Raw genomic sequence first — 20769 nt, forward strand, 5'->3', positions numbered from 1 at the left:
AATCGTTGAGATAACTTTTTTGTATTGTACGAATGAAAGAAATTTATATATATTAAAAATACAAAATATTCATTAAATTATATGATGCTTTGGTTTTGAGTCGAAAAGAGAAAAGCTGCTGCTTTAAAGGCAACAAGTTTAAGGAAGTTACAAGCGATATAAAAAGTTATAGAAATGGATGTATCTAGAATTCTTTTTGCTCAGATATTCACAGAGTTTTCATTCGTAAAAAAGACTGAAAATTTTGATAATAATTTCACTTTTATTAAGGGGGACTTTTTATGACAACAACGGTATTAAATGTATCAACTTATTCTTTTTATCTTAACGGTGAGTGGAAAGAAAGTAAATCAGGGCAGACAATTGACATTGTTTCTCCATACCGTCATGACGTGATTGGAAAAGTGCAGGCTATCACAAAAGAAGAGGTCGATGAAGCAGTACATGCCTCGCAAAAAGCTCAGAAAGGGTGGACAGAAACTTCTCTGCAAGAACGTGCCAAGTATTTATACAACTGGGCGGATGAGCTGGTAAGAATGCAGAGTGAAATTGCCGAAATTATTATGAAGGAAGTTGGAAAAAGCTTAAAAGATGCAAGGAATGAAGTAGTGCGCACAGCAGATTTCATTCGCTATACAGTTGAAGAAGCCCTTCATATGAACGGAGAAAGCATGAAGGGAGATAGTTTTCCTGGCGGTTCTAAGTCTAAAGTTGCTATTGTTGAACGCGTACCTTTAGGAGTTGTACTCGCAATTCCTCCTTTTAATTATCCGGTAAATTTAGCAGCTGCTAAACTAGCGCCTGCGCTTATTTCAGGAAATGCAGTTATCTTCAAACCTGCAACGCAAGGAGCGATCAGCGGTATTAAGATGATTGAAGCTCTTCATCAAGCAGGTATTCCACAAGGTCTTGTAAACGTCGTGACGGGCCGCGGATCTGTTATTGGGGATTATTTAGTTGAACATAAAGGCATTAACATGATTTCATTTACCGGGGGAACAAATACGGGTACTCAATTAGCTAAAAAGGCAGGCATGATTCCTCTTGTACTAGAACTTGGAGGAAAAGACCCGGGTATTGTATGTGAAGATGCAGATTTACAAGAAGCAGCAAAACATATTATAAGCGGAGCATTTTCTTATTCCGGTCAGCGCTGTACAGCTATTAAACGTGTACTTGTGCATGAAAAAGTGGCAAACGAGCTCGTAAATATTTTAAAAGAAGAAGTACATAAACTATCAGTCGGTTCTCCTGAAGATGGATGTACGATCGTTCCATTAATTGATAGCAAAGCAGCTGACTTTATTCAGATTTTAATTGCAGATGCACTAGGAAAAGGTGCAACAGTTGTGACTGGAAACAAGCGTGAAGGAAACCTTATCTATCCTACGCTTTTAGATGACGTGAATGATACTATGCGCGTAGCATGGGAAGAACCATTCGGTCCTGTGTTACCAATTATCCGCGTCGCTTCTGATCAAGAAGCCGTTGATATAGCAAACGAATCAGAATTTGGCTTACAAGCAAGCGTTTTTACAAAAGATATTAATAAAGCCTTCTCAATTGCAAATAAAATTGAAGTGGGCTCCGTTCAAATCAACGGCCGTACGGAACGCGGCCCTGATCATTTTCCTTTTATTGGCGTAAAAGGATCCGGTATGGGTGCTCAAGGTATTCGTAAAAGCATTGAATCCATGACTCGTGAAAAAGTAACGGTATTAAACCTTCAATGATTGAATTCCAAGAGCTCTCCAAATCGAGCTAGTCGAGTGTAGACAATCTCATGGAAAAAAGCCTGTGCTCCAAAAAGCACAGGCTTTTAAACGTTTTATTTACCTATCACTCGATTCCGTCTTTATAGTTCTTATGCCAGTTTTTATCACCTTTGTGCTCGATATCCTCAACGGTTTTTTCAAGCTCTGACATAATGAGTGTTTTTACTTGATAAATGGTATCAAAAAAAGCTTTCTCTTCATCCGGATTCGGCTTTATTTTGGCTGCTGCCGAAATATCAACATATCTGCGATGTTCAGTTGTTAATTTATCAAGCGCATCAAAAATATGAGAGGTCAGAACAGCAACCTCCTTATGATTATCAGGCAGCTTTTCTTTTAATGTTTCAATTCTCTTATCCATGTTAAAGTCCCCCTATAACGTGTTGTATTTATGTAACTTTCCCACTAATAAAAATGAATAACCTTAAATAGCAAAAAATCATGGGAATTAGCACGTGAAACAAAAGTATACTACAAGATATCATGTTAAAGTGAAAAAATGGTGAAACGAATGAGTATATTTTTCCAGAAAGGGTATGTAATAAAAGTCGTTTTTTTGGAAAAGGTAATTACCTTAAGAAACTTTGAAGCACGTAATCAACATAAAAGTTCCTCTATTTTTAATGAACAATGACCTTTTTTGACTACTTTTTACGATTTCATGACTTTTTTTGAATGAATTTGATTGTTTTTGATGATTTTTCGAATAATCTGATATATAATGAAAGCGTAAACAGTAAAACATGTCGGTTGGTTAAGAAAAACATCCACAAAAATGGGATTCGTTATTACATAAAATCAGACCTCTGTTTTTATAAAAATAAATAGAATTTGAGAAAAGGAGAATGAGGATGGACATATTGGATGCAAAAGTAGTGAATACAAAGTATGGTTTAGAAACATATCTGGATGTATCAGAAAGCGTAGAAATAAAAGAAATTCATATGCCGAGTTCAGAGAACCAATCTCATAAAATTAAATTTGGAATCAAGTATTTTCTTTTAAGAGAAGGAAAGTATTACGATAGCCAAAAAGGTTATTTTTGGCTTTGTATGAATCACGATTTTAGCAGCCTTATGCTGAGTGAAACGGAAACAGAGAGTTTGTTTGCAGTTAAAAGTGAAGAAGAAAGAGAAGCAACAAAAACGCTGTTAGCAGAATGGTTTATCCAAACGAATGCGTACAAAGAAGTCATCAACGAATGTATCCATCAGATTAAAACGGAGAATATTCGTACAGAAGAAGACATTGAAGACCGAGTGGACGCTATACAATTTTTAGAAAAATTAAAGGTATTAACTGCAAAAGAGATTGAAAACGCTTCTATAGAAAATCTATATGCCCTTCAGCAAATCGGCTAGACTATAGTTCGCGCAAGTTGAAATGCAGATTGATGTATAACAATAAGGAGGAATAGTGAGATGAAATTTTTTATTGATACAGCAAACCTTGAGGATATTAAGAAAGCATACAAAGTAGGTGTTCTAGCTGGTGTGACAACCAATCCATCTTTGGTAGCAAAAGAAGGCGTAAGATTTGAAGACCGCATCGAAGAAATTCTTCAAATGGTACCGGAAGTTGAATCCGTTTCCGCTGAGGTAACGCCTGACGCACTTTCTGCTGAAGACATGATTGCTCAAGCTGAAGAACTGATTAAAATTAACGACGGAGATAAAAACATTACGATTAAGCTGCCTATGACATTAGCTGGTTTGGAAGCGACGCGCTACCTTGCTAAAAAAGGCGTAAAAACAAATGTAACCCTGATCTTTACAGTAAACCAAGCGCTTTTAGCAGCTCGTGCTGGAGCGACGTATGTTTCTCCATTTTTAGGACGTCTTGATGATATTTCAGAAGACGGAGTACAGCTGGTATCTAAAATTGCTGAGTTATTCCGCGTTCAAAACATCGACTCTCAAATTATTGCGGCATCTGTAAGACATCCGGATCATGTAACGCGTGTAGCACTTGCAGGAGCTCATATTGCCACAATTCCATACGCTGTTATTGAGCAATTAGCAAAACATCCGTTAACTGACCAAGGAATGGAAAAATTTGCAGCAGATTGGGAAAAAGCAGTTAAAGCTTAACAAAAAGTCATATCAATAAAAAAAGCTTGGAGTAAGCATAGCTTATTCCAAGCTTTTTATCGTTTAACTAACTAGTTTCTTTTTACGTAAACGCTCTAAGCGTCGCTGCACGCTATTTCTCGAACGCCCGAGCAGCTGTCCAATTTCTCGCTGATTGCGCTTTTCCTGATAAAACATACGCCACAATCTGGCATCTTCTTCTGCTGTCCACTTTTTATGCTCGTATTTAGGGCGCTTTACATAGTCTAGTTTTCTTTGTTCATTCACCCACGCTGGTTCTGGAATAAGCGTATTTTTAGGTATTTTAAAAAAGTTAAGGCACGATTTATTTTGTTCAGCCCAATTCCAAAAAGATTGAATGTCAATTCCCATAAATGTTCTGGTCTTGGCGATGATCATTTTGTACGATAGATTCTCTTTATGAATCCACTTGTAAATTGTATGAACATCTACTTCAAGGCAGGCTGCTAGTTCACACGCTGTAATATGTCCTACGTGTGCTTTGGCTCCATACACTTCTAAACGGTTCAACCTCGATTCTAGTGCTTGCACACTTCGCTGTAATTTAGCTGATATGTGTGAAAGAGGTTTTACCCCGTAATACCTTAGCAAATATTCGTCTTCTTGCAGCGTCCATCTTCGCATCGCCGTTTTTCGTGTTAGTCCCAAAACTTTTATGCGCGTAGCAATAGAAGAAGGACTCCTGCCTAAGGAATGTGCCATTTCACGGTTATTCATGATATCAATGTTCTCCTGCAAAAAAGCATCTTGTTCAAGCGTCCATTTTTTACGTAAAGCTGTATCCGAAGCACGAAGATTTAATCGAGTAAGTCGTTTATTAACCGATTCCTTGCTTCTATGTAAATACTTACCCATCTCTTGAAGCGTCATAGCGCCATAGTGTTGGATAAGAAATCTATCTTCTTCTTTTGTCCATCGCTTTTGATTTTTACTCACTGTTGTCTCACTCCAATCCACACGGAAAGTTCAAGATGAAAAAGCCTCTAGTAATCTATTTTCCGGATGAGCAATATCTATTCAGACTGATACTCACTACGTTTTAGCCTATATATATTTTATCATATTTCTAGAGAAAAACCAAACGTGTGTTCTTGTTTTAGTCATCATAAAAGGAATTAGAAAAATAGTTGGCACCTTTAATAGAAGCGAATTATGGTAAAATTGACTATAATCTCTAAAGGATTTACATAACTGACAGCTCAGCATCATTACGTTGAGAAAGGGGAATTGATATGAATTTTAATTTAAAAGAAGCGATTGAAATACTTGAGCATACGCCACAAACGCTTGAAAAACTTTTGTCGGGACTATCTGCAGGGTGGCTGCAATGCAATGAAGGAGAAGGAACGTGGAATACCTCCGAAGTCATAGAACATTTAATAGAAGCAGAAAAAAACAATTGGATACCAAGGCTAGAATTTATCCTTCAAAAAGGAAAAGAGGGAGCTTTTCCTCCGTTTGACCGCTATGCCCATTTAAACAAGGAATCTGCTAATTCTATTGAAGAGAAGCTTCTTGAATTCAAAAAGGTAAGAATACAGAATTTACATCAACTAAAGCTGCTAGTTAAGCATGAAAAGCACCTTGAAGTGAGAGGAGAACACCCTGAGTTTGGGGAAGTAAAAGTCAGAGAGCTGCTCTCGACTTGGGTTGCTCATGATTTAACCCATATTGCGCAAATTGTTCGAGTAATGGCAGAACGATACAGAGAAGATGTAGGACCTTGGGAAGAATACTTAGGAATACTAAAGAAATAGCAATGACACACAGTGGCCAGCCTTTATCATTCAAGCTTGAATTAAGAAATGTACACGATTACAATAAAATGAGAATAATGAAGATTCAGGAAGGATTGCAGAGGGAACTATAACAACATATCCGATGTTTATAACATGTAGGGTCCGTTAAGCAATTTACGAATAAAAAGAGGATTGGACTGATTAAAAGTGAAAGTGAACTCAGAGAAATTTGGCGAACTAAACAATCAAGCTGTACATGCTTATACCTTATTAAATGATGAAGGGCTTAAAATCACCTGCCTTGACTATGGATGTGTAATATCAAATATTGAAATGCCGGATTCTGAAGGGAAGATTGAAAGTGTTGTATTGGGATTTGATTCAATAGAAGAATACCAAAAGTATTCTCCTTATTTCGGAGCTGTGGTTGGACGCGTAGCAGGGCGTATAGGTGGAGCATCGTTTGAGCTTAATAATGAAACTTATCGTCTAGAGAAAAATGAAGGAAACAATCATTTGCATGGCGGAAAAGAAGGATTCAGTCATAAAATATGGAATACCAAAACTATTGAGACAACTGATCATGTAGGTGTTGAATTTACATATGTAAGTAAAGACGGAGAAGAAGGGTATCCCGGCAACCTTGAAGTGAAAGTTACGTATACATTAACGAATAAAAATGAGTTCCATATTTCTTATGAAGGAACAACAGATCAAGACACTCTTATCAATTTAACAAATCATACGTATTTCAATTTAAACGGAAATCTAAAAGAAACGGTCTTAGATCATGTTTTGAAGATGAAAAGTAACGAATTCTTAGAGTTGAATGATGATCTTTTACCTACTGGAGAAACGCTAAACGTCACAGATACTCCATTTGATTTTAGAGAAGGACATAGTCTCAAGGAAGGTGTGGACTCTACACATCCGCAAAATATATTAGTGGGTAAAGGGTTCGATCATCCATTTCTTTTAGAAGCAGAAGCTGAAAATCAGATGTCATTATTTGATCCTGCAAGCGGCCGCAAAATAGAAGTCAAAACGGATCAGCCTTCAGTTGTTCTCTATACGGGAAATCATCTAGACGAAGAATTCGAAATTAGAGGGGTTCACTCAGAGAAATACCTCGGTGTTTGCCTAGAAACACAAGGTTTACCAGACGCTATTCATCATAAGCATTTTCCTTCTTGTGTATTAAAGCCCGGTGAGAAGTATGAAGCATATACTCACTATACATTTATAACTGATCGCAGCCTGTAACAAAACGGGATGATAAAAAGGATTACAAACGAGCCTCTGCCGATTGTAATCCTTTTATTGTTACTTTTTCTTTTGGCTTTTTGCACGATTAGCGTCAAGCTCAGCCGCATATTCTTCTTGAGACTTTCCTTGCTTTTGACTCTCAGACTGAATCTTTTTAAATTTGTTATCGTTTAAATTTGGCATGTTAGCACCTCCTTGCAGACAGGGTTATTTTGTACAAGCATTAAGGATTTATATGCTGAAAAGTTTTAATGAACTTGGTTAGAAATTTCGCTTAATGCTGCACCGGCTTCATCAACATATACGTTCACTGTCGCAAGGTCGCCGATTGCACAGATTCCAACCATATTATTATTCTCCACTACAATAATGCGGCGAATTTGATGGTCAGCCATCATACGTGCACACTCGTGAATATCCGTATCCGGAGAACACGTAATTACATCTTTAGTCATACAATCATGGCAATGCACAGTGTTGCAATCTTTTCCATCCGCCACGCAATTTAACACGATATCACGGTCTGTGATCATTCCCATTACTCGATTTTCTTGACACACCGGCACAGAACCACAATTAATATCACGCATTAATTTTGCAGCTGCTGTTACTGGGTCGTGCGGTGCACAAGCTTTCACATCTTTAGTCATAACTTCACGTACTGTAGTCATTTTTATTTCCTCCTTTTAAACATTCACCTCCGTATTTTCTCCATGCACATGCAGAATATGAGACTCAATAATTTCCTAAAAGCAAAAAAGTACAGGATTAAAATAAAGAAAGGAAAAAATTTTGTAACAAAAGGCGAATAAAAGAACTAACGCAGTGTAATAAGCACATAAAAAAGAGCCTATTACACAAACTAAAGAGGATATGATCTAGCTTACATTTTCGTAACGGCAGGAGTTGGGTACATAATGAAAGGAAAGTTAACGCTTTTGGCAGTACTTTTATTGCCTTGGCTGTCTATAGTAAAAGTTGATAAATTTGTCTTTAAAAGATACCTACCTGTTTTAACGTTTAGTTCATTGGTTATTGCTTTTATCAGTGAGTTATCTAAAAGCTTTACTTGGTGGAAAGTGAGAAAACCTCTTTTCCCTAAACTTGCAAGCGATATATCTTTTATCTTTGGCCCATTTTTTGTAGCTAATTTTTGGGTATTCAAGCTGACCTATGGAAATTTTAAAAAATATTTGCTGATTAACGTTCTATTTGATTATCTATTTGCTTATCCTTTGACGAGTCTGGCAGAAAAACTAAAGGTATACAAAATGGTCAACATGACGCGTTTTCAACTTTTTATCATCTCGATTGCGACTGCTCTTATTAATTATTTGTATCAGCATTTTATAGAAGATGCTTTAAGGCAGAGAAGGCAATAGCTGATATTTCGTTAACCAGCTCATCGCCACTTATATTTCGGTACTGTCAGCTTTAAATCGTATTAAAGCCCTCCTAAACTTGGTACATAAGTAGTTAAACGAGATAATAAAAGAAAAGAGAAACATGAGAGAAGATAAACCTCTTTCACGTTTCTCTGCTTTGTCATGCACATAAACTTTATCTGTACACCTTCATCGGCAAATACGTTAAAGATTGCCCCGTAGCTGAAGAAGTTAAATGCGATTCTAATTCAAAATCTTCAAATGGTTCGATATGAGAAAAGGCCTCTAAAAATGCTTCTAATATGATTTTCATTTCAAGTCGGGCAAGAGGGGCGCCCAAACAAAAATGAGGTCCGTTTCCAAACGTTAAGTGTTTTTTATTAGTTTGGCGGTGAATGTCTACAGAAAAAGGGTTTTCAAACATATTCTCATCCATATTACATGCACTCATCCACGCAATAACGACATCTCCTTTTTTTAGCTTAACGCCTAATAAATCGTTATCTTGTTTAACCGTCCGATCTCGTCTGGAGATGTGAAACCGATATCGAAGCATTTCTTCTACTGCTTTTGGAGCTAATTCTCTATTGTTTCTCAGCTCGCTGTATAACGACTCGTCGTCATATAAAAAAGAATAAAACATATTTGCAATGGCGTGACTTGTGGTTTCAACTCCTGCACCTAAAAGCAGCATGGTAGCGTGTACAATTTCTTCATCTGTGAATGTTTCACCATCAACTTCGGCTTGAATTAAGTCTGAGATAATATCATCAGAAAGGTTGGAGCGCTTTTCAATGACAATCGGGTAGAGGTATTGAAAATATTCAGCTCCTGCACGCTGCTTTTCTTGTTCAATCTCTTCTAATCTTTCTTGGTCATAAGGCTGAAACAGAATATCTACCCATTTTTTGAACTGATATTGGTCTTTTACCGGTACACCGAATAAATCTGCTATAACTAAACTAGGAAAAGGAGAAGATAAATCGTCAACAATATTAATAGTTGAATTCTTTTGTATGGCTTCTACAAGGTCTGCTGCAATTTGTTTGATTCGCGGTTCCCAGTTCTTTAAACTGCGAGGAGTAAAGGCTGCAGCAAGCAAAGATCGCGCTTTCCGGTGGTCAGGAGGATCTAAGTTTGTAAGATTGGTAATTGGAGATGTGCTTTTTTTCTTACTATTATCCCCAACAAAAATAGTGGTTCTTTGCCCATCGCTTGAAAAGAATTCGTAGTTGCTCAAGACTTGTTTAACATGGTCGTATTGGAATACATTCCATGTGTTTGTTTCTTCATGAAAATAAACAGGGTGGTTGTTCAGCATTTCTTTATACCATTGGATAGGGAAAAACTCTTCTGCACGTGATTGGAATTTTGGAATTTCTGTAACGGGAATGACTTCTTTGTTCATATGATCTTATTCCTCCTTCAGAATAGGTATAAATTTGGAATTTACTAGCTACATAGCGCTTAGTAGTTGTCACTTGCTAGATAAATAGTTGCTTTGTTTAATTAACCTATACTATTAGTACATTTTTATACCACATGTATAAAAATGTACTAATAGTATATAATTATTTTTATTTATTTATCAAGGAAAAAGGATAAAATTCACGTAGGAAAAGGCAGATAAGTTATACTAAATAAAAAGTAAATTGTAAACAGAGGAGTAGCAGCAATGAACCAAAAACAGCTCGATATTTTAGGGCATACGCACCAGCTTTTTATGGAAAAAGGATACGTAGACACTTCGGTACAAGATATATTAGAAAGAAGCGGTATTTCAAAAGGAACATTTTATAAATATTTTTCATCTAAAAGCGAACTCCTTCTCTCATTACTTTCGTCTTTGCAAGAATCACTTATTCTCCAAAGAGAAAAAGTAGCCATTGAATATAAAGGAGACAATCAGAAGGTATTTGAAGAACAGATAATTTTTATGCTGAACTTTGCAGAGCAAAACAAAATTCCTGAAATGATTGAAAGTACACTCATTTTAAATGAGATCAAAACATTTCAATATATAGAGGAGTTAAAAACAGCAACATTCAACTGGATATATGAACGTTTGCAGCAGATTTTCCCGTCTAAGACTTTTCCTTATTTATTTGATGGAGCTGTGCTGCTAGAAGGAATGCTTAACAATATATTTAAAATGAATAAAGCACTAAACTATCCATTGCCTATTGAACAAATTGTCCGTTATTGTATGAAGCGTATAGAGGAGATCGTAATCGAAGTAGCAGAACAAAAAGAACAGTTATTTAATCCTTCCGTTTACTCTGCGGTATTTAATGAGAAAACAGAAAGTCATTTTTCGACTGAGCTTATGCGCGTAACCGCGAAGTTAAAACGGGTGATTGAAAATAAACTAACAAATGAAGAGGAACAAAAGAAGAGTCTGGAATTTGTGACGTTTATATCTGATGAATTACTGCAAAATGATACGGAGCCTCGCACATTTATTATTCAGAGTTCTCTTTTATCGCTAGAGAAAATCAATACTCTCGCACAGACCAAAGAGTTAGAGGAATATAAAGAAGTCATAACTACTCTGACAAGACATGCTTCATAATGTGAAAAGCAGGTAAATTAACCCAAAAGGCAAGACTCTCCGTAGTTTAGAAAAGAGCAGGTTGCCAATAACATATAAACAGCCAGTTGCCGTTATGATAGGTGACTGGCTGCATGGGATGAAAAAGGTGGCGGAGACAGACATAACACTCTTATTAGAAGAGGGTAATTCTTTCCCTTTTATAGAAAATCAATTAATCGAAAATAGCTGCTTCATTCTTAAGATCAAACGTGATATAGTTTGCTAACCTTTGCGTTCACTTAACTAACTTATAGGGGTAACACTTAAAAAAGAATCAATAACGATAGAAACCGCTCCTAAAGCAGGTGCATTTTTTCCTAACGAAGAAGGCAATAGTTCACATTTATTGTCTAAATGAGAATGGACTCTAGAAGAAACTTCGTTTTTAATCGTATTTAAAACAATGGGATGAGATTCAATTATATGATTTCTCAAGATAACAGCTTCTACATCAAATGTATTAAGAATATTGGTTAATCCAATTCCGATATAAAAGCCAAAGTTTTGAAGTGCATTTAACATTTCTACATCATTTTTATTTGCACGTTCCACAATCTCTTTTCGAGAAATATTCTTTTCTTCTTTAGAGAGCGAAGCCAGTAACGCTTTTTCAGAAGCATATAATTCCCAACAGCCCCGATTTCCACAGCTACATTTGGGGCCATTAAAATCTATCGTCATATGACCCATTTCCCCAGAAAAACCCTGAACACCTTTATACAATTCGTTGTTAATAACAAGTCCAGTTCCAATTCCGACATTAATACTGATGTAAACGATGTTTTCGTAGTTTTTTGTCATACCAAATACTTTTTCACCGTATGCTCCTGCATTAGCTTCATTTTCAACAAAAACCGGAACATTAAACTCACTCTCAATTAAAAACTGCAAATCTTTGATATTCCAATTTAAGTTAGGCATAAAAATAATTTGCTGATGACGATCTACAAGACCTGGAACACAAATCCCTATTCCCACTAGACCATAAGGGGACTCAGGCATATGGGTTACAAAACCATGAATAAGTGCAAATAAAATCTCTTTTACTTCACTAGCAGAAGAACTAGACAAGTCAGAAGTCTTCTCAAGAATAATATTTCCTTCTAAGTCGGTTAGAATTCCGTTAAGATAGTCGACTCCTATATCGATACCGATCGAATAGCCTGCATTCTTATTAAAAACAAGCATTACAGGTCTTCTGCCGCCTCTGGATTGCCCTGCCCCAATTTCAAAAATAAAATCTTTTTCAAGCAGTGTATTTACTTGAGAGGAGACAGTAGACTTGTTTAATCCTGTAATCTCAGAGAGAGTTGCCCTGGAGATAGGGGAGTTCTTTAAAATTTCATCTAATATTAATTTTTGATTCATTTTTTTTACTAAAGCTTGATCTGCAATTTGAATAATAACCACTCCTTTGTTTATCTATCGAACTAAGTTGGTGTTTTTTGAAGCTTGAATTAGATATTTAAAAGTATCATATCTAATATTATAACTAAATTTTCTAAAAAAAACATTGAAATAAACATTTATTTTGTATATGATGAAATAAAGTTAGTTTATTGGATAAACAAACTAACTGAATCAAGATAGTTAATGGATAAACTTGTTCACTTAAATCGAAGGGGGAAATGACAAATGGTCCAAACTAGTACTAATAAAATTAATTATTTTGAAAGCGCAAACAAAGTTTTATACGAAGGTAAAGATTCTAAAAATCCTTTAGCTTTTAAATACTATAATCCTGAAGAAGTAGTAGGCGGTAAAACAATGAAAGATCAGCTGCGTTTTTCTGTTGCTTACTGGCACACGTTTACAGCAGATGGTACGGATCCTTTTGGTGCAGCTACTATGCAAAGATCTTGGGATAGATATGATGGAATGGATTTAGCAAAAGCTAGAGTTGAGGCAGCTTTTCAACTTTTTGAAACATTAAATGTTCCATTCTTCGCATTTCATGATCGAGACATTGCTCCTGAGGGCAGTACGTTGCAAGAAACAAATAAAAATCTTGATGTTATCGTCACTATGATCAAAGAATATATGCAAACAAGTAACGTAAAGTTATTATGGAACACAGCGAATATGTTTACAAATCCCCGGTTCGTTCATGGTGCAGCTACTTCTTGTAATGCAGATGTATTTGCTTATGCGGCGGCTCAAGTAAAAAAGGGGCTTGAAACAGCAAAAGAATTAGGCGCAGAAAATTATGTATTCTGGGGCGGCCGTGAGGGATATGAAACACTGCTTAACACAAATTTACAGTTAGAGCTAGATAACTTAGCTAGATTTATGCATATGGCTGTAGATTACGCAACCGAAATTGGATATACGGGGCAGTTTTTAATTGAACCTAAACCTAAAGAACCTACGACACATCAGTATGATACCGATGCAGCAACAACTATTTCATTTTTAAGACAATACGGATTAGATAAATACTTCAAACTTAATCTAGAAGCTAACCACGCAACGTTAGCTGGGCATACATTTGAACACGAATTACGAGTAGCTAGAGTACAAGGCTTCTTAGGATCAGTGGATGCAAACCAAGGTGACCCTCTTTTAGGCTGGGATACAGATGAATTCCCAACGGATTTATATTCTACAACGCTAGCAATGTATGAAATCCTGCAAAATGGAGGGCTGGGAAGCGGAGGATTAAACTTTGATGCCAAAGTACGCAGAGGTTCTTTTGAACAAGACGATTTACTCTATGCTCATGTAGCAGGAATGGATGCGTTTGCTCGAGGATTGAAAGTAGCACATAAATTAGTAGAAGATCGTGTTTTCAAAAATGTTATCAACGAGCGCTACAGCAGCTTTAAAGAGGGAATTGGGCTTGAGATTGTGGAAGGAAAAGCTAACTTCCATACACTGGAGCAGTACGCGTTTAAAAATCCGAATATTATGAATAAATCAGGAAGACAAGAACGATTAAAGGCTATTTTAAATCAATATATTTTGGAAGTTTAAAAAACAAACGAGAGTAGAAACGATTTCTACTCTCGTTTATAAACGCGGAGGTATTAAGATGAAATATGTAATTGGAATTGATCTAGGAACAAGCGCCGTAAAAACGGTTTTAGTTGATACAAAAGGCAAGATTTGCGCTGTGGTTTCTAAGGATTATCCTCTCCTTCATGAAAAAACAGGGTATAGCGAACAGAATCCAGAAGAATGGGTTCAGCAGACGGCTAGTGCTTTAAGTGAATTAATTGCTAACGCTAATATAAAACCCGAAGATATAGAAGGAATTAGTTATTCTGGACAAATGCATGGCCTTGTGATGCTGGATGAAAACTATAACCTATTACGTAACGCCATTTTGTGGAATGACACAAGAACAACAGAACAATGTCATCATCTCTATAAAGTCATTGGAGAAAAACGTCTTTTAAAGATAACAAAAAACCAGGCTTTAGAAGGATTTACTCTTCCTAAGTTATTGTGGGTAAAAGAGTATGAACCGGCTATATTTGAAAAAGCAGCTGTATTTATGCTGCCTAAAGATTATTTACGCTTTAAAATGACCGGCTTTATTCATAGTGAATATTCAGATGCTGCCGGTACATTATTATTAAACATCAGCAAGAAAAAATGGGATGATGAGCTTTGCCAATTAACAGGAATCAATATTAATCTTTGTCCGCCACTAGTTGAATCTAGTGAATGCATAGGCAATATTAGTGAAGCGTTCTCTCAAAAAACGGGATTAGCCACTTCAACGAAAGTATTTGCAGGTGGAGCTGATAATGCTTGCGGAGCAATTGGCGCCGGCATTTTATCATCAGGGGAAACACTATGTAGCATTGGGACATCAGGTGTTGTTCTTTCTTATGAGGAACGAAGCGATAGAGACTTTAATGGAAAAGTCCATTATTTTAATCATGGAAAAGAAAATGCCTTTTATACGATGGGCGTTACGCTATCTGCGGGTCACAGTTTAAGCTGGTTTAAGGAAAATTTCGCAGAAAACGACACGTTTGAAGAATTGTTGGCTGACCTAAAAAATGTACCAATCGGATCAAACGGCCTTTTATTTACCCCTTACTTAGTTGGGGAACGTACACCGCATGCAGATGCTACGATTCGCGGAAGTTTTATAGGAATGGACGCCTCTCATAAAAAGAGAGACTTTACGCGAGCGGTTATTGAAGGTATTACGTTTTCTTTAAATGAGTCAATTGAAATCTTTCGAGAAAGCGGAAAGGAAATTACGTCTATTGTATCAATTGGCGGAGGAGCAAAAAATGATCATTGGCTTCAAATTCAAGCAGACGTTTTTAATGCAAAAATCGTAAAGTTGTCTACTGAACAAGGCCCAGCGTTAGGAGCAGCCATGCTAGCAGCTTATGGCTGTGGCTGGTATAACTCATTGGAAGAGTGTGCAAACGTATTTATTACCTCGTCGAAAACATATTATCCTAATGCAGAACATGTACAAGTCTATAAACAGCTTTATGAATTATATAAAGAAGTCTACCTTCAAACAAACGACTTAAGTAAAAAGCTAGGCGAATTTAAAAGGAAATAATAGGTTGCAAAATATGCAACCTTACTTTAAAAAGAAACTTCATATGAAAGTAGCTTGTATCAATTGATTATGGTTGTATATCGATATACCTAACACAAAAGGAAGTATAGAAAATGCTGTAGTAAGATTTGATTCACTAGAAAAATACGTACATTGGAGGGGAGGATAAGAGCAGTTAGTCGAATAGACGACGAAAATTTCTTTTGTGTTCCAAGAATTTAAAAGCGTATTCAAATAAGTGCGAACTCAGTTAGAAATAGAACTTCTACTGTTACTTTTAACTAACTGCTTTTAACAACGCATGAAACAAAATCGAAACTCATTATATATTTTTTCTATTACCTTAGTTGCCGCTATCGGAGGGTTACTGTTTGGATATGATACAGCTGTAATATCTGGAGCTGAAGAATCATTAAAGGTGTATCTTATTGACAGCTTAGGGTTAGGATCTTTAGCACATGGTGTTACTGTATCAAGTGCTTTAATAGGATGTATTATTGGAGGATTGGTATCTGGTTATTTTGCGACGAAACTAGGACGCAAACAATCACTTATACTAGCAGCTATTCTTTTTATAGTCTCAGCGTTAGGCGCTTCTTATCCTGAGTTTTTATTTTTCACAAAAGGGGAACCGACACTCTCTTTGTTACTTGCTTTTAACTTCTACCGCATTATAGGTGGGATTGGTGTTGGCTTAGCATCAGCCATTTGTCCCATCTATATAGGAGAAATTGCACCGGCAGATATTCGCGGCAGATTGGTATCGTTCAATCAATTTATGATTATTTTTGGAATGTTAGTCGTTTACTTCGTGAATTGGGGTATTGCAAATGGGGAAACCTTAGAATGGATTAATGATGTAGGTTGGAGATACATGTTTGCTTCAGGAGCCATTCCAGCTTTACTCTTTGCAGCACTCTTGTTTTTAGTTCCTGAAACGCCTCGCTACTTAGCTATACAGAATCAAGATCAAAAAGCTTTAGCCATACTAACTAAAATTAATGGATCTTCAGAAGCGAAATCAATTTTAGAAGATATTAAACAAACAATTTCTACCAATGTTTCGTCTGAAAAATTATTGGCATATGGAAAATTAGTTATCGTTGTAGGTATACTGCTTTCTGTATTTCAACAGTTTGTAGGAATCAATGTAGCTCTATATTATGCTCCGCGTATTTTTGAAAGCATGGGAGCAGCTAAAGGTTCTTCTATGCTGCAAACTATTATTATGGGATTAGTAAACGTTATTTTTACAGTAATTGCAATTTTGACGGTTGATCGTTTGGGAAGAAAACCTTTATTAATAACAGGGTCTATCGGAATGGCCATTGGAATGTTCGGTGTAGCAAGCATGGCTTTTTCAAACATCATTGGTATAGGGACGCTTGTATTTATCATTATTTATACAGCTTCCTTTATGATGTCATGGGGACCAATTTGTTGGGTGCTCATTTCAGAGATTTTTCCTAATAAAATTAGAGGTCGTGCTGTAGCTATTGCCGTAGCTGCTCAGTGGGCGGCTAACTATTTTATTTCCTCTACATATCCCGTGATGATGGAATATAGCGGAGGATTAACATATGGTTTTTACGGTTTAATGAGTATACTTTCTGCTTTGTTTGTCTGGAAATTTGTTCCTGAAACAAAAGGTAAAACTCTCGAACAAATGGAAAATATGTGGAGAAAAAAAGTAGGGGCTTCAAAGAGTAAGAAGGCCATATAACCATTGAGCTTTTACTTAGAGAATAGATGAATATAAAAATTTCAAAAACACCTAAACTATCTTTAGGTGTTTTTAATATGTAAGCTTTATGAAGAAAGTGGATAGCTTTTTTAAAAAATATTGCTATAGTGATAAGTCTCTTTGAAAATAGAAATATAGTTTTCTTTATGAGGAGTGTTTCATCGTAAATATAAATAACGGTGCAATGAATTTACAAAAAATCTGGGGGTATCCGCTATATACGGAATATCCTAAAGAATTAAAGTATGATCATGCTTCCTGGGTTCCCGCGTATCAGAATCGGAAAATGATTGATTGGATGTTTCAGCAGGTCAAACAAGCAAATCAGTAAGTGTTAAAGCTCAATACTTCATCTAGTACTTATAAAAAACTCTTTCAGTTAATAAAAACTGGAAGAGTTTTTTTCTTTTATTAGGATAGTCACAAGGCACCTTTTATTCCCCACAATTACCCAAATATGTGACGAATTTATGGTAAAGCCATTTAAACTAGATAAAAAGCGCTTCAAGTGTGATGAATATCACACCTTTTAATGATACAACATGATAATTTTTTAGGAGTAAGCAATATGTCATGACAAACTTCAATATGTTAGGAGGTTATTAGCCTTTTGATCTGTTGAGATGCATCTCTAATATCCACGTTTATATACCATTATTATGTACAGAGATTTAGAAGAAGGGAGCCTGAGCTTAGGTGAGAAAGCAAAAATCAATGCATATTGGCAAGTTAATCATTCTCTCCGTATTCATCACAATTTTTTTAGCAGGCTGTGATAGTCGTTATTTGATTTTAAATCCGCAGGGGGCGGTGGCTCAAAAAGAATACCAGTTAATTATTTTTTCCATAATTTTATGCACAATTGTTGTTATTCCTGTTTTAGGTCTGCTTGTGTATATCGTTTTACGCTACCGTGATAAGCCTGGAAATAAGGCTTCGTATCGGCCAGACTGGGACGATAGTAAGCGTCTTGAATTTATTTGGTGGAGCATCCCCATTATTATTATTGGTATTTTAGGTTTCGCTACGGCCAAGACGACGTATGACTTAGTAGATCCGCCGAAAAAAGATGTAAAGCCACTAACAATTGAAGTAACATCCCTTGACTGGAAATGGTTATTTCAATATCCGGATCAAAATATTGCGACAGTGAACTATGTCAACATTCCAAAAGATGTGCCCGTTCAATTCGTGCTAACGTCAGATGCCCCTATGAATTCTTTTTGGGTACCGGAGCTGGGAGGACAATTATATACCATGCCGGGAATGGCAATGGGGCTTTGGCTGCAAGCTGATCACAAGGGAGAATATTTTGGTTCGGGTGCTAATTTTACGGGTGAAGGGTTCGCTCATATGAACTTTAAAGTTAAATCTACATCGACAAAAGAATTTAATCAATGGGTAAAGCAAGTGAAAGAAACATCACCAGCTTTAACAAAAGCTGATTATAGCAATCTTGCCCAACAAGGTCTTTCTCTAGAAAAATCGTATTCTACCATTCCTAAAGGCTTATTCCAAGAAATTGTCATTAAAAACGGTGGTCAATATTATAGTCAGCATCACCATATGAAAAATGAAGACATGAAGACTATGAATGTGGCTTCTGAAGAACAAGTACATGCACAGCATGAGCACCAGGAAGGAGGAAAATAAGTTGTTAGAAAAATTAAAAGATTTTTCATCTCATTTTTTTGTGACAGGAGAACCGATGATTTATGGAGCAGATGTCGCCATTTTATTAACATTAGCCGGTATTATTTTTGTTCTTACGTATCTTAAAAAATGGAAGTGGCTATGGCGTGAGTGGCTCACAACGGTGGATCATAAAAAAATTGGTATTATGTATATGCTTTCTTCATTATTAATGCTGTTTCGAGGCGGAGTAGATGCATTATTAATGCGTATGCAACTAGCATTCCCTCAGTGGCATTTTCTAGATTCTAATCATTACAACGAAATTTTTACTACGCACGGAACCATTATGATTCTATTTATGGCAATGCCGCTTATGTTTGCGTTCTTTAACATTGTTGTACCTCTTCAAATTGGAGCAAGGGATGTCGCCTATCCTTTTTTAAACGCGGTAAGCTTTTGGCTATTTTTCTTTGGCGCCATGCTTTTCAATTTGTCGTTTGTAATCGGCGGCTCGCCAGATGCAGGATGGTTGAGTTATCCTCCGCTTTCTGGCATGCAGTTCAGTCCTGGACCAGGTCAAGATTTTTATATTTGGGGCATTCAAATATCAGGTATTGGCAGCTTGGCTTCTGGAATTAATTTTATTATGACTATTTTAAAAATGCGTGCACCGGGCATGAAACTTATGCATATGCCCCTATTCACGTGGTCCGTTCTAGCAAGCTGTATTATTATCATTTTCGCGTTTCCTGTATTAACCGTAACGCTTGCTTTATTGTTTATTGACCGCTTCTTTGACGGACACTTATTTACTATGACCGGCGGAGGAAATCCGATGATGTACATTAACTTAATTTGGATGTGGGGACATCCTGAAGTGTATATCGTTGTACTTCCTGCATTCGGCATTTTTTCTGAAATCGTTGCAACGTTTTCTCAAAAGAAGATATTTGGCTATAAGTCTATGGTTTTTTCAATGATGATTATTAGCGTTCTATCGTATTTCACATGGGTACATCATTTCTTTACGATGGGTGCAGGTGCTAATGTGAATGTGTTTTTTGCTATTACGACGATGGCTATCGGAATTCCAACGGGTGTTAAAGTGTTCAACTGGTTATTTACGATGTTCCGCGGCCGTATTCAAATGACGCAGCCAATGCTATGGACAATTGCTTTTATCCCGTGTTTTGTTGTGGGAGGAGCAACGGGTGTTATGCTTTCAGCAGCTCCCGCAGACTATCAGTATCATAATAGCTACTTTTTAGTTGCACACTTTCACCAAGTGTTAATTGGAGGCGTTGTATTCGGCTTTTTTGCAGGTTTGTACTATTGGTGGCCAAAAATGTTTGGCTTTAAATTAAATGACCGTCTTGGTAAATGGGCGTTTTGGACATGGAATATTGGTTTTTATGTATGCTTCATGCCTCAATACGCATTAGGGTTTATGGGAATGACACGCCGTATTTATACGTACGACTTTGACATGGGATGGGGACCACTGAACGTTATCTCTACAGTCGGAGCTTTCTTTATGGGCATAGGGTTTATCTTTCAAGCATGGCAGATTCTTCATGGCATTAAGTACGGCGAACAAGATGTAACAGGGGATCCTTGGAATGGACGTACATTAGAATGGTCCATCCCTTCACCGCCGCCGCACTACAATTTTGCAGTGATTCCAACAGTAACGGGGCAAGATGCGTGGTGGACAATAAAAGAAGAAAGAAAAAAGAAAAAAGCGAAGGAAACAGCTGCTTTCTCTCCGATTCATATGCCTAAGAATTCAGGTATTCCATTTATCATGTCGGTTTTCTGGTTCATTGCTGGTTTTGGCTTAACGTTCCACTGGGTGTGGATGGCGATATTCGGTTTGACAGGAGTCGGAGCTTGTTTACTAGTTCGTTCTTTTCAATACAACTCGGACTATTATATTCCGGTGGATGAAATTCGACATACAGAAGATTCAGTAGGGAGGGTTGGCTGA

General features: G+C 36.7%; 19 protein-coding genes. 13 read left to right on the top strand and 6 right to left on the bottom strand.

What is annotated here, in order from left to right:
* The first annotated feature begins 281 nt into the window (after window positions 1-281).
* Window positions 282-1733: an NADP-dependent glyceraldehyde-3-phosphate dehydrogenase gene (locus ACFX4W_RS14580; RefSeq protein ID WP_377559680.1), complete on the top strand. Its 1452-nt coding sequence runs from the start codon at window positions 282-284 to the stop codon at window positions 1731-1733.
* A 106-nt stretch (window positions 1734-1839) separates the two neighbouring features.
* On the opposite strand, the gene ACFX4W_RS14585 is transcribed toward ACFX4W_RS14580, so the two are convergent.
* The gene (locus ACFX4W_RS14585; protein WP_013082749.1) at window positions 1840-2136 is read right to left on the bottom strand and encodes a hypothetical protein; all 297 of its coding nucleotides are present in this window, start codon (window positions 2134-2136) and stop codon (window positions 1840-1842) included.
* A gap of 490 nt (window positions 2137-2626) precedes the next feature.
* On the opposite strand from ACFX4W_RS14585, the gene ACFX4W_RS14590 reads away from it, so the two are divergent.
* Both ACFX4W_RS14590 and fsa read left to right on the top strand, forming a co-directional pair.
* Complete coding sequence (locus tag ACFX4W_RS14590; RefSeq protein ID WP_025749002.1) at window positions 2627-3136, top strand: hypothetical protein; 510 nt, start codon at window positions 2627-2629, stop codon at window positions 3134-3136.
* A 60-nt stretch (window positions 3137-3196) separates the two neighbouring features.
* Window positions 3197-3865, top strand: coding sequence for a fructose-6-phosphate aldolase (fsa, locus tag ACFX4W_RS14595; protein ID WP_013082751.1), 669 nt, complete (start codon window positions 3197-3199; stop codon window positions 3863-3865).
* Window positions 3866-3928: 63 nt separating this feature from the next.
* Here fsa and ACFX4W_RS14600 read toward each other — a convergent pair whose 3' ends face one another.
* Window positions 3929-4822: a hypothetical protein gene (locus ACFX4W_RS14600; RefSeq protein ID WP_043981908.1), complete on the bottom strand. Its 894-nt coding sequence runs from the start codon at window positions 4820-4822 to the stop codon at window positions 3929-3931.
* 296 nt (window positions 4823-5118) lie between these two features.
* Here ACFX4W_RS14600 and ACFX4W_RS14605 point away from each other — a divergent pair, with 296 nt between their 5' ends.
* Together ACFX4W_RS14605 and ACFX4W_RS14610 are read left to right on the top strand one after the other, a co-directional pair.
* Window positions 5119-5643: a DinB family protein gene (locus ACFX4W_RS14605; RefSeq protein ID WP_043981910.1), complete on the top strand. Its 525-nt coding sequence runs from the start codon at window positions 5119-5121 to the stop codon at window positions 5641-5643.
* 189 nt (window positions 5644-5832) lie between these two features.
* Entirely contained in the window at window positions 5833-6888 is a 1056-nt protein-coding gene (locus ACFX4W_RS14610) for an aldose epimerase family protein (protein ID WP_377559683.1), read from the top strand.
* A gap of 60 nt (window positions 6889-6948) precedes the next feature.
* Here the strand turns inward: ACFX4W_RS14610 and ACFX4W_RS14615 are convergent, their stop codons facing one another.
* Window positions 6949-7074, bottom strand: a complete 126-nt coding sequence (locus ACFX4W_RS14615; RefSeq protein ID WP_013056562.1) for a hypothetical protein — start codon at window positions 7072-7074, stop codon at window positions 6949-6951.
* A gap of 65 nt (window positions 7075-7139) precedes the next feature.
* Complete coding sequence (locus tag ACFX4W_RS14620) at window positions 7140-7562, bottom strand: CBS domain-containing protein (protein WP_013056563.1); 423 nt, start codon at window positions 7560-7562, stop codon at window positions 7140-7142.
* 246 nt (window positions 7563-7808) lie between these two features.
* On the opposite strand from ACFX4W_RS14620, the gene ACFX4W_RS14625 reads away from it, so the two are divergent.
* Entirely contained in the window at window positions 7809-8273 is a 465-nt protein-coding gene (locus ACFX4W_RS14625) for a hypothetical protein (protein WP_043981912.1), read from the top strand.
* Between the two features lie 178 nt (window positions 8274-8451).
* Here the strand turns inward: ACFX4W_RS14625 and ACFX4W_RS14630 are convergent, their stop codons facing one another.
* Window positions 8452-9684: a cytochrome P450 gene (locus ACFX4W_RS14630; protein ID WP_043981914.1), complete on the bottom strand. Its 1233-nt coding sequence runs from the start codon at window positions 9682-9684 to the stop codon at window positions 8452-8454.
* A 267-nt stretch (window positions 9685-9951) separates the two neighbouring features.
* On the opposite strand from ACFX4W_RS14630, the gene ACFX4W_RS14635 reads away from it, so the two are divergent.
* Window positions 9952-10848 carry a TetR/AcrR family transcriptional regulator gene (locus ACFX4W_RS14635; protein ID WP_043981916.1) on the top strand — a complete coding sequence of 299 codons (897 nt, stop codon included), beginning with the start codon at window positions 9952-9954 and terminating at the stop codon, window positions 10846-10848.
* Window positions 10849-11112: 264 nt separating this feature from the next.
* Here ACFX4W_RS14635 and xylR read toward each other — a convergent pair whose 3' ends face one another.
* Window positions 11113-12270: a transcriptional repressor XylR gene (gene xylR / locus ACFX4W_RS14640; RefSeq protein WP_028408895.1), complete on the bottom strand. Its 1158-nt coding sequence runs from the start codon at window positions 12268-12270 to the stop codon at window positions 11113-11115.
* Between the two features lie 234 nt (window positions 12271-12504).
* Between xylR and xylA the strand changes: the two genes are divergently transcribed.
* From xylA to qoxB, 6 genes are all read left to right on the top strand, one after another.
* The gene (gene xylA, locus ACFX4W_RS14645) at window positions 12505-13842 is read left to right on the top strand and encodes a xylose isomerase (RefSeq protein WP_377559687.1); all 1338 of its coding nucleotides are present in this window, start codon (window positions 12505-12507) and stop codon (window positions 13840-13842) included.
* A gap of 58 nt (window positions 13843-13900) precedes the next feature.
* Complete coding sequence (xylB, locus tag ACFX4W_RS14650; RefSeq protein ID WP_165575280.1) at window positions 13901-15403, top strand: xylulokinase; 1503 nt, start codon at window positions 13901-13903, stop codon at window positions 15401-15403.
* A gap of 301 nt (window positions 15404-15704) precedes the next feature.
* Window positions 15705-17126 carry a D-xylose transporter XylE gene (xylE, locus tag ACFX4W_RS14655; RefSeq protein WP_162214058.1) on the top strand — a complete coding sequence of 474 codons (1422 nt, stop codon included), beginning with the start codon at window positions 15705-15707 and terminating at the stop codon, window positions 17124-17126.
* A gap of 205 nt (window positions 17127-17331) precedes the next feature.
* Window positions 17332-17478: a hypothetical protein gene (locus ACFX4W_RS14660; RefSeq protein ID WP_157842273.1), complete on the top strand. Its 147-nt coding sequence runs from the start codon at window positions 17332-17334 to the stop codon at window positions 17476-17478.
* A gap of 383 nt (window positions 17479-17861) precedes the next feature.
* Complete coding sequence (locus tag ACFX4W_RS14665; protein ID WP_165575981.1) at window positions 17862-18800, top strand: cytochrome c oxidase subunit II; 939 nt, start codon at window positions 17862-17864, stop codon at window positions 18798-18800.
* Complete coding sequence (gene qoxB, locus ACFX4W_RS14670) at window positions 18775-20769, top strand: cytochrome aa3 quinol oxidase subunit I (RefSeq protein ID WP_372482331.1); 1995 nt, start codon at window positions 18775-18777, stop codon at window positions 20767-20769. Before ACFX4W_RS14665 ends, qoxB begins: the two co-directional genes overlap by 26 nt.

The organism is Priestia sp. YIM B13489, from assembly GCF_042787645.1.
GTDB lineage: Bacteria > Bacillota > Bacilli > Bacillales > Bacillaceae_H > Priestia > Priestia megaterium.

Excerpts from the sequence above, each read along its gene's own strand:
- xylB (WP_165575280.1), top strand. The coding sequence starts at position 13,901 with ATGAAATATGTAATTGGAATTGATCTAGGAACAAGCGCCGTAAAAACG.
- ACFX4W_RS14605 (WP_043981910.1), top strand. The coding sequence starts at position 5,119 with ATGAATTTTAATTTAAAAGAAGCGATTGAAATACTTGAGCATACGCCA.
- ACFX4W_RS14625 (WP_043981912.1), top strand. The coding sequence starts at position 7,809 with ATGAAAGGAAAGTTAACGCTTTTGGCAGTACTTTTATTGCCTTGGCTG.
- ACFX4W_RS14665 (WP_165575981.1), top strand. The coding sequence starts at position 17,862 with ATGCATATTGGCAAGTTAATCATTCTCTCCGTATTCATCACAATTTTT.
- xylA (WP_377559687.1), top strand. The coding sequence starts at position 12,505 with ATGGTCCAAACTAGTACTAATAAAATTAATTATTTTGAAAGCGCAAAC.
- ACFX4W_RS14580 (WP_377559680.1), top strand. The coding sequence starts at position 282 with ATGACAACAACGGTATTAAATGTATCAACTTATTCTTTTTATCTTAAC.
- ACFX4W_RS14635 (WP_043981916.1), top strand. The coding sequence starts at position 9,952 with ATGAACCAAAAACAGCTCGATATTTTAGGGCATACGCACCAGCTTTTT.
- ACFX4W_RS14590 (WP_025749002.1), top strand. The coding sequence starts at position 2,627 with ATGGACATATTGGATGCAAAAGTAGTGAATACAAAGTATGGTTTAGAA.
- ACFX4W_RS14660 (WP_157842273.1), top strand. The coding sequence starts at position 17,332 with ATGAATTTACAAAAAATCTGGGGGTATCCGCTATATACGGAATATCCT.
- qoxB (WP_372482331.1), top strand. The coding sequence starts at position 18,775 with ATGAGCACCAGGAAGGAGGAAAATAAGTTGTTAGAAAAATTAAAAGAT.
- xylE (WP_162214058.1), top strand. The coding sequence starts at position 15,705 with ATGAAACAAAATCGAAACTCATTATATATTTTTTCTATTACCTTAGTT.
- ACFX4W_RS14620 (WP_013056563.1), bottom strand. The coding sequence starts at position 7,562 with ATGACTACAGTACGTGAAGTTATGACTAAAGATGTGAAAGCTTGTGCA.
- ACFX4W_RS14585 (WP_013082749.1), bottom strand. The coding sequence starts at position 2,136 with ATGGATAAGAGAATTGAAACATTAAAAGAAAAGCTGCCTGATAATCAT.
- ACFX4W_RS14615 (WP_013056562.1), bottom strand. The coding sequence starts at position 7,074 with ATGCCAAATTTAAACGATAACAAATTTAAAAAGATTCAGTCTGAGAGT.
- ACFX4W_RS14630 (WP_043981914.1), bottom strand. The coding sequence starts at position 9,684 with ATGAACAAAGAAGTCATTCCCGTTACAGAAATTCCAAAATTCCAATCA.
- fsa (WP_013082751.1), top strand. The coding sequence starts at position 3,197 with ATGAAATTTTTTATTGATACAGCAAACCTTGAGGATATTAAGAAAGCA.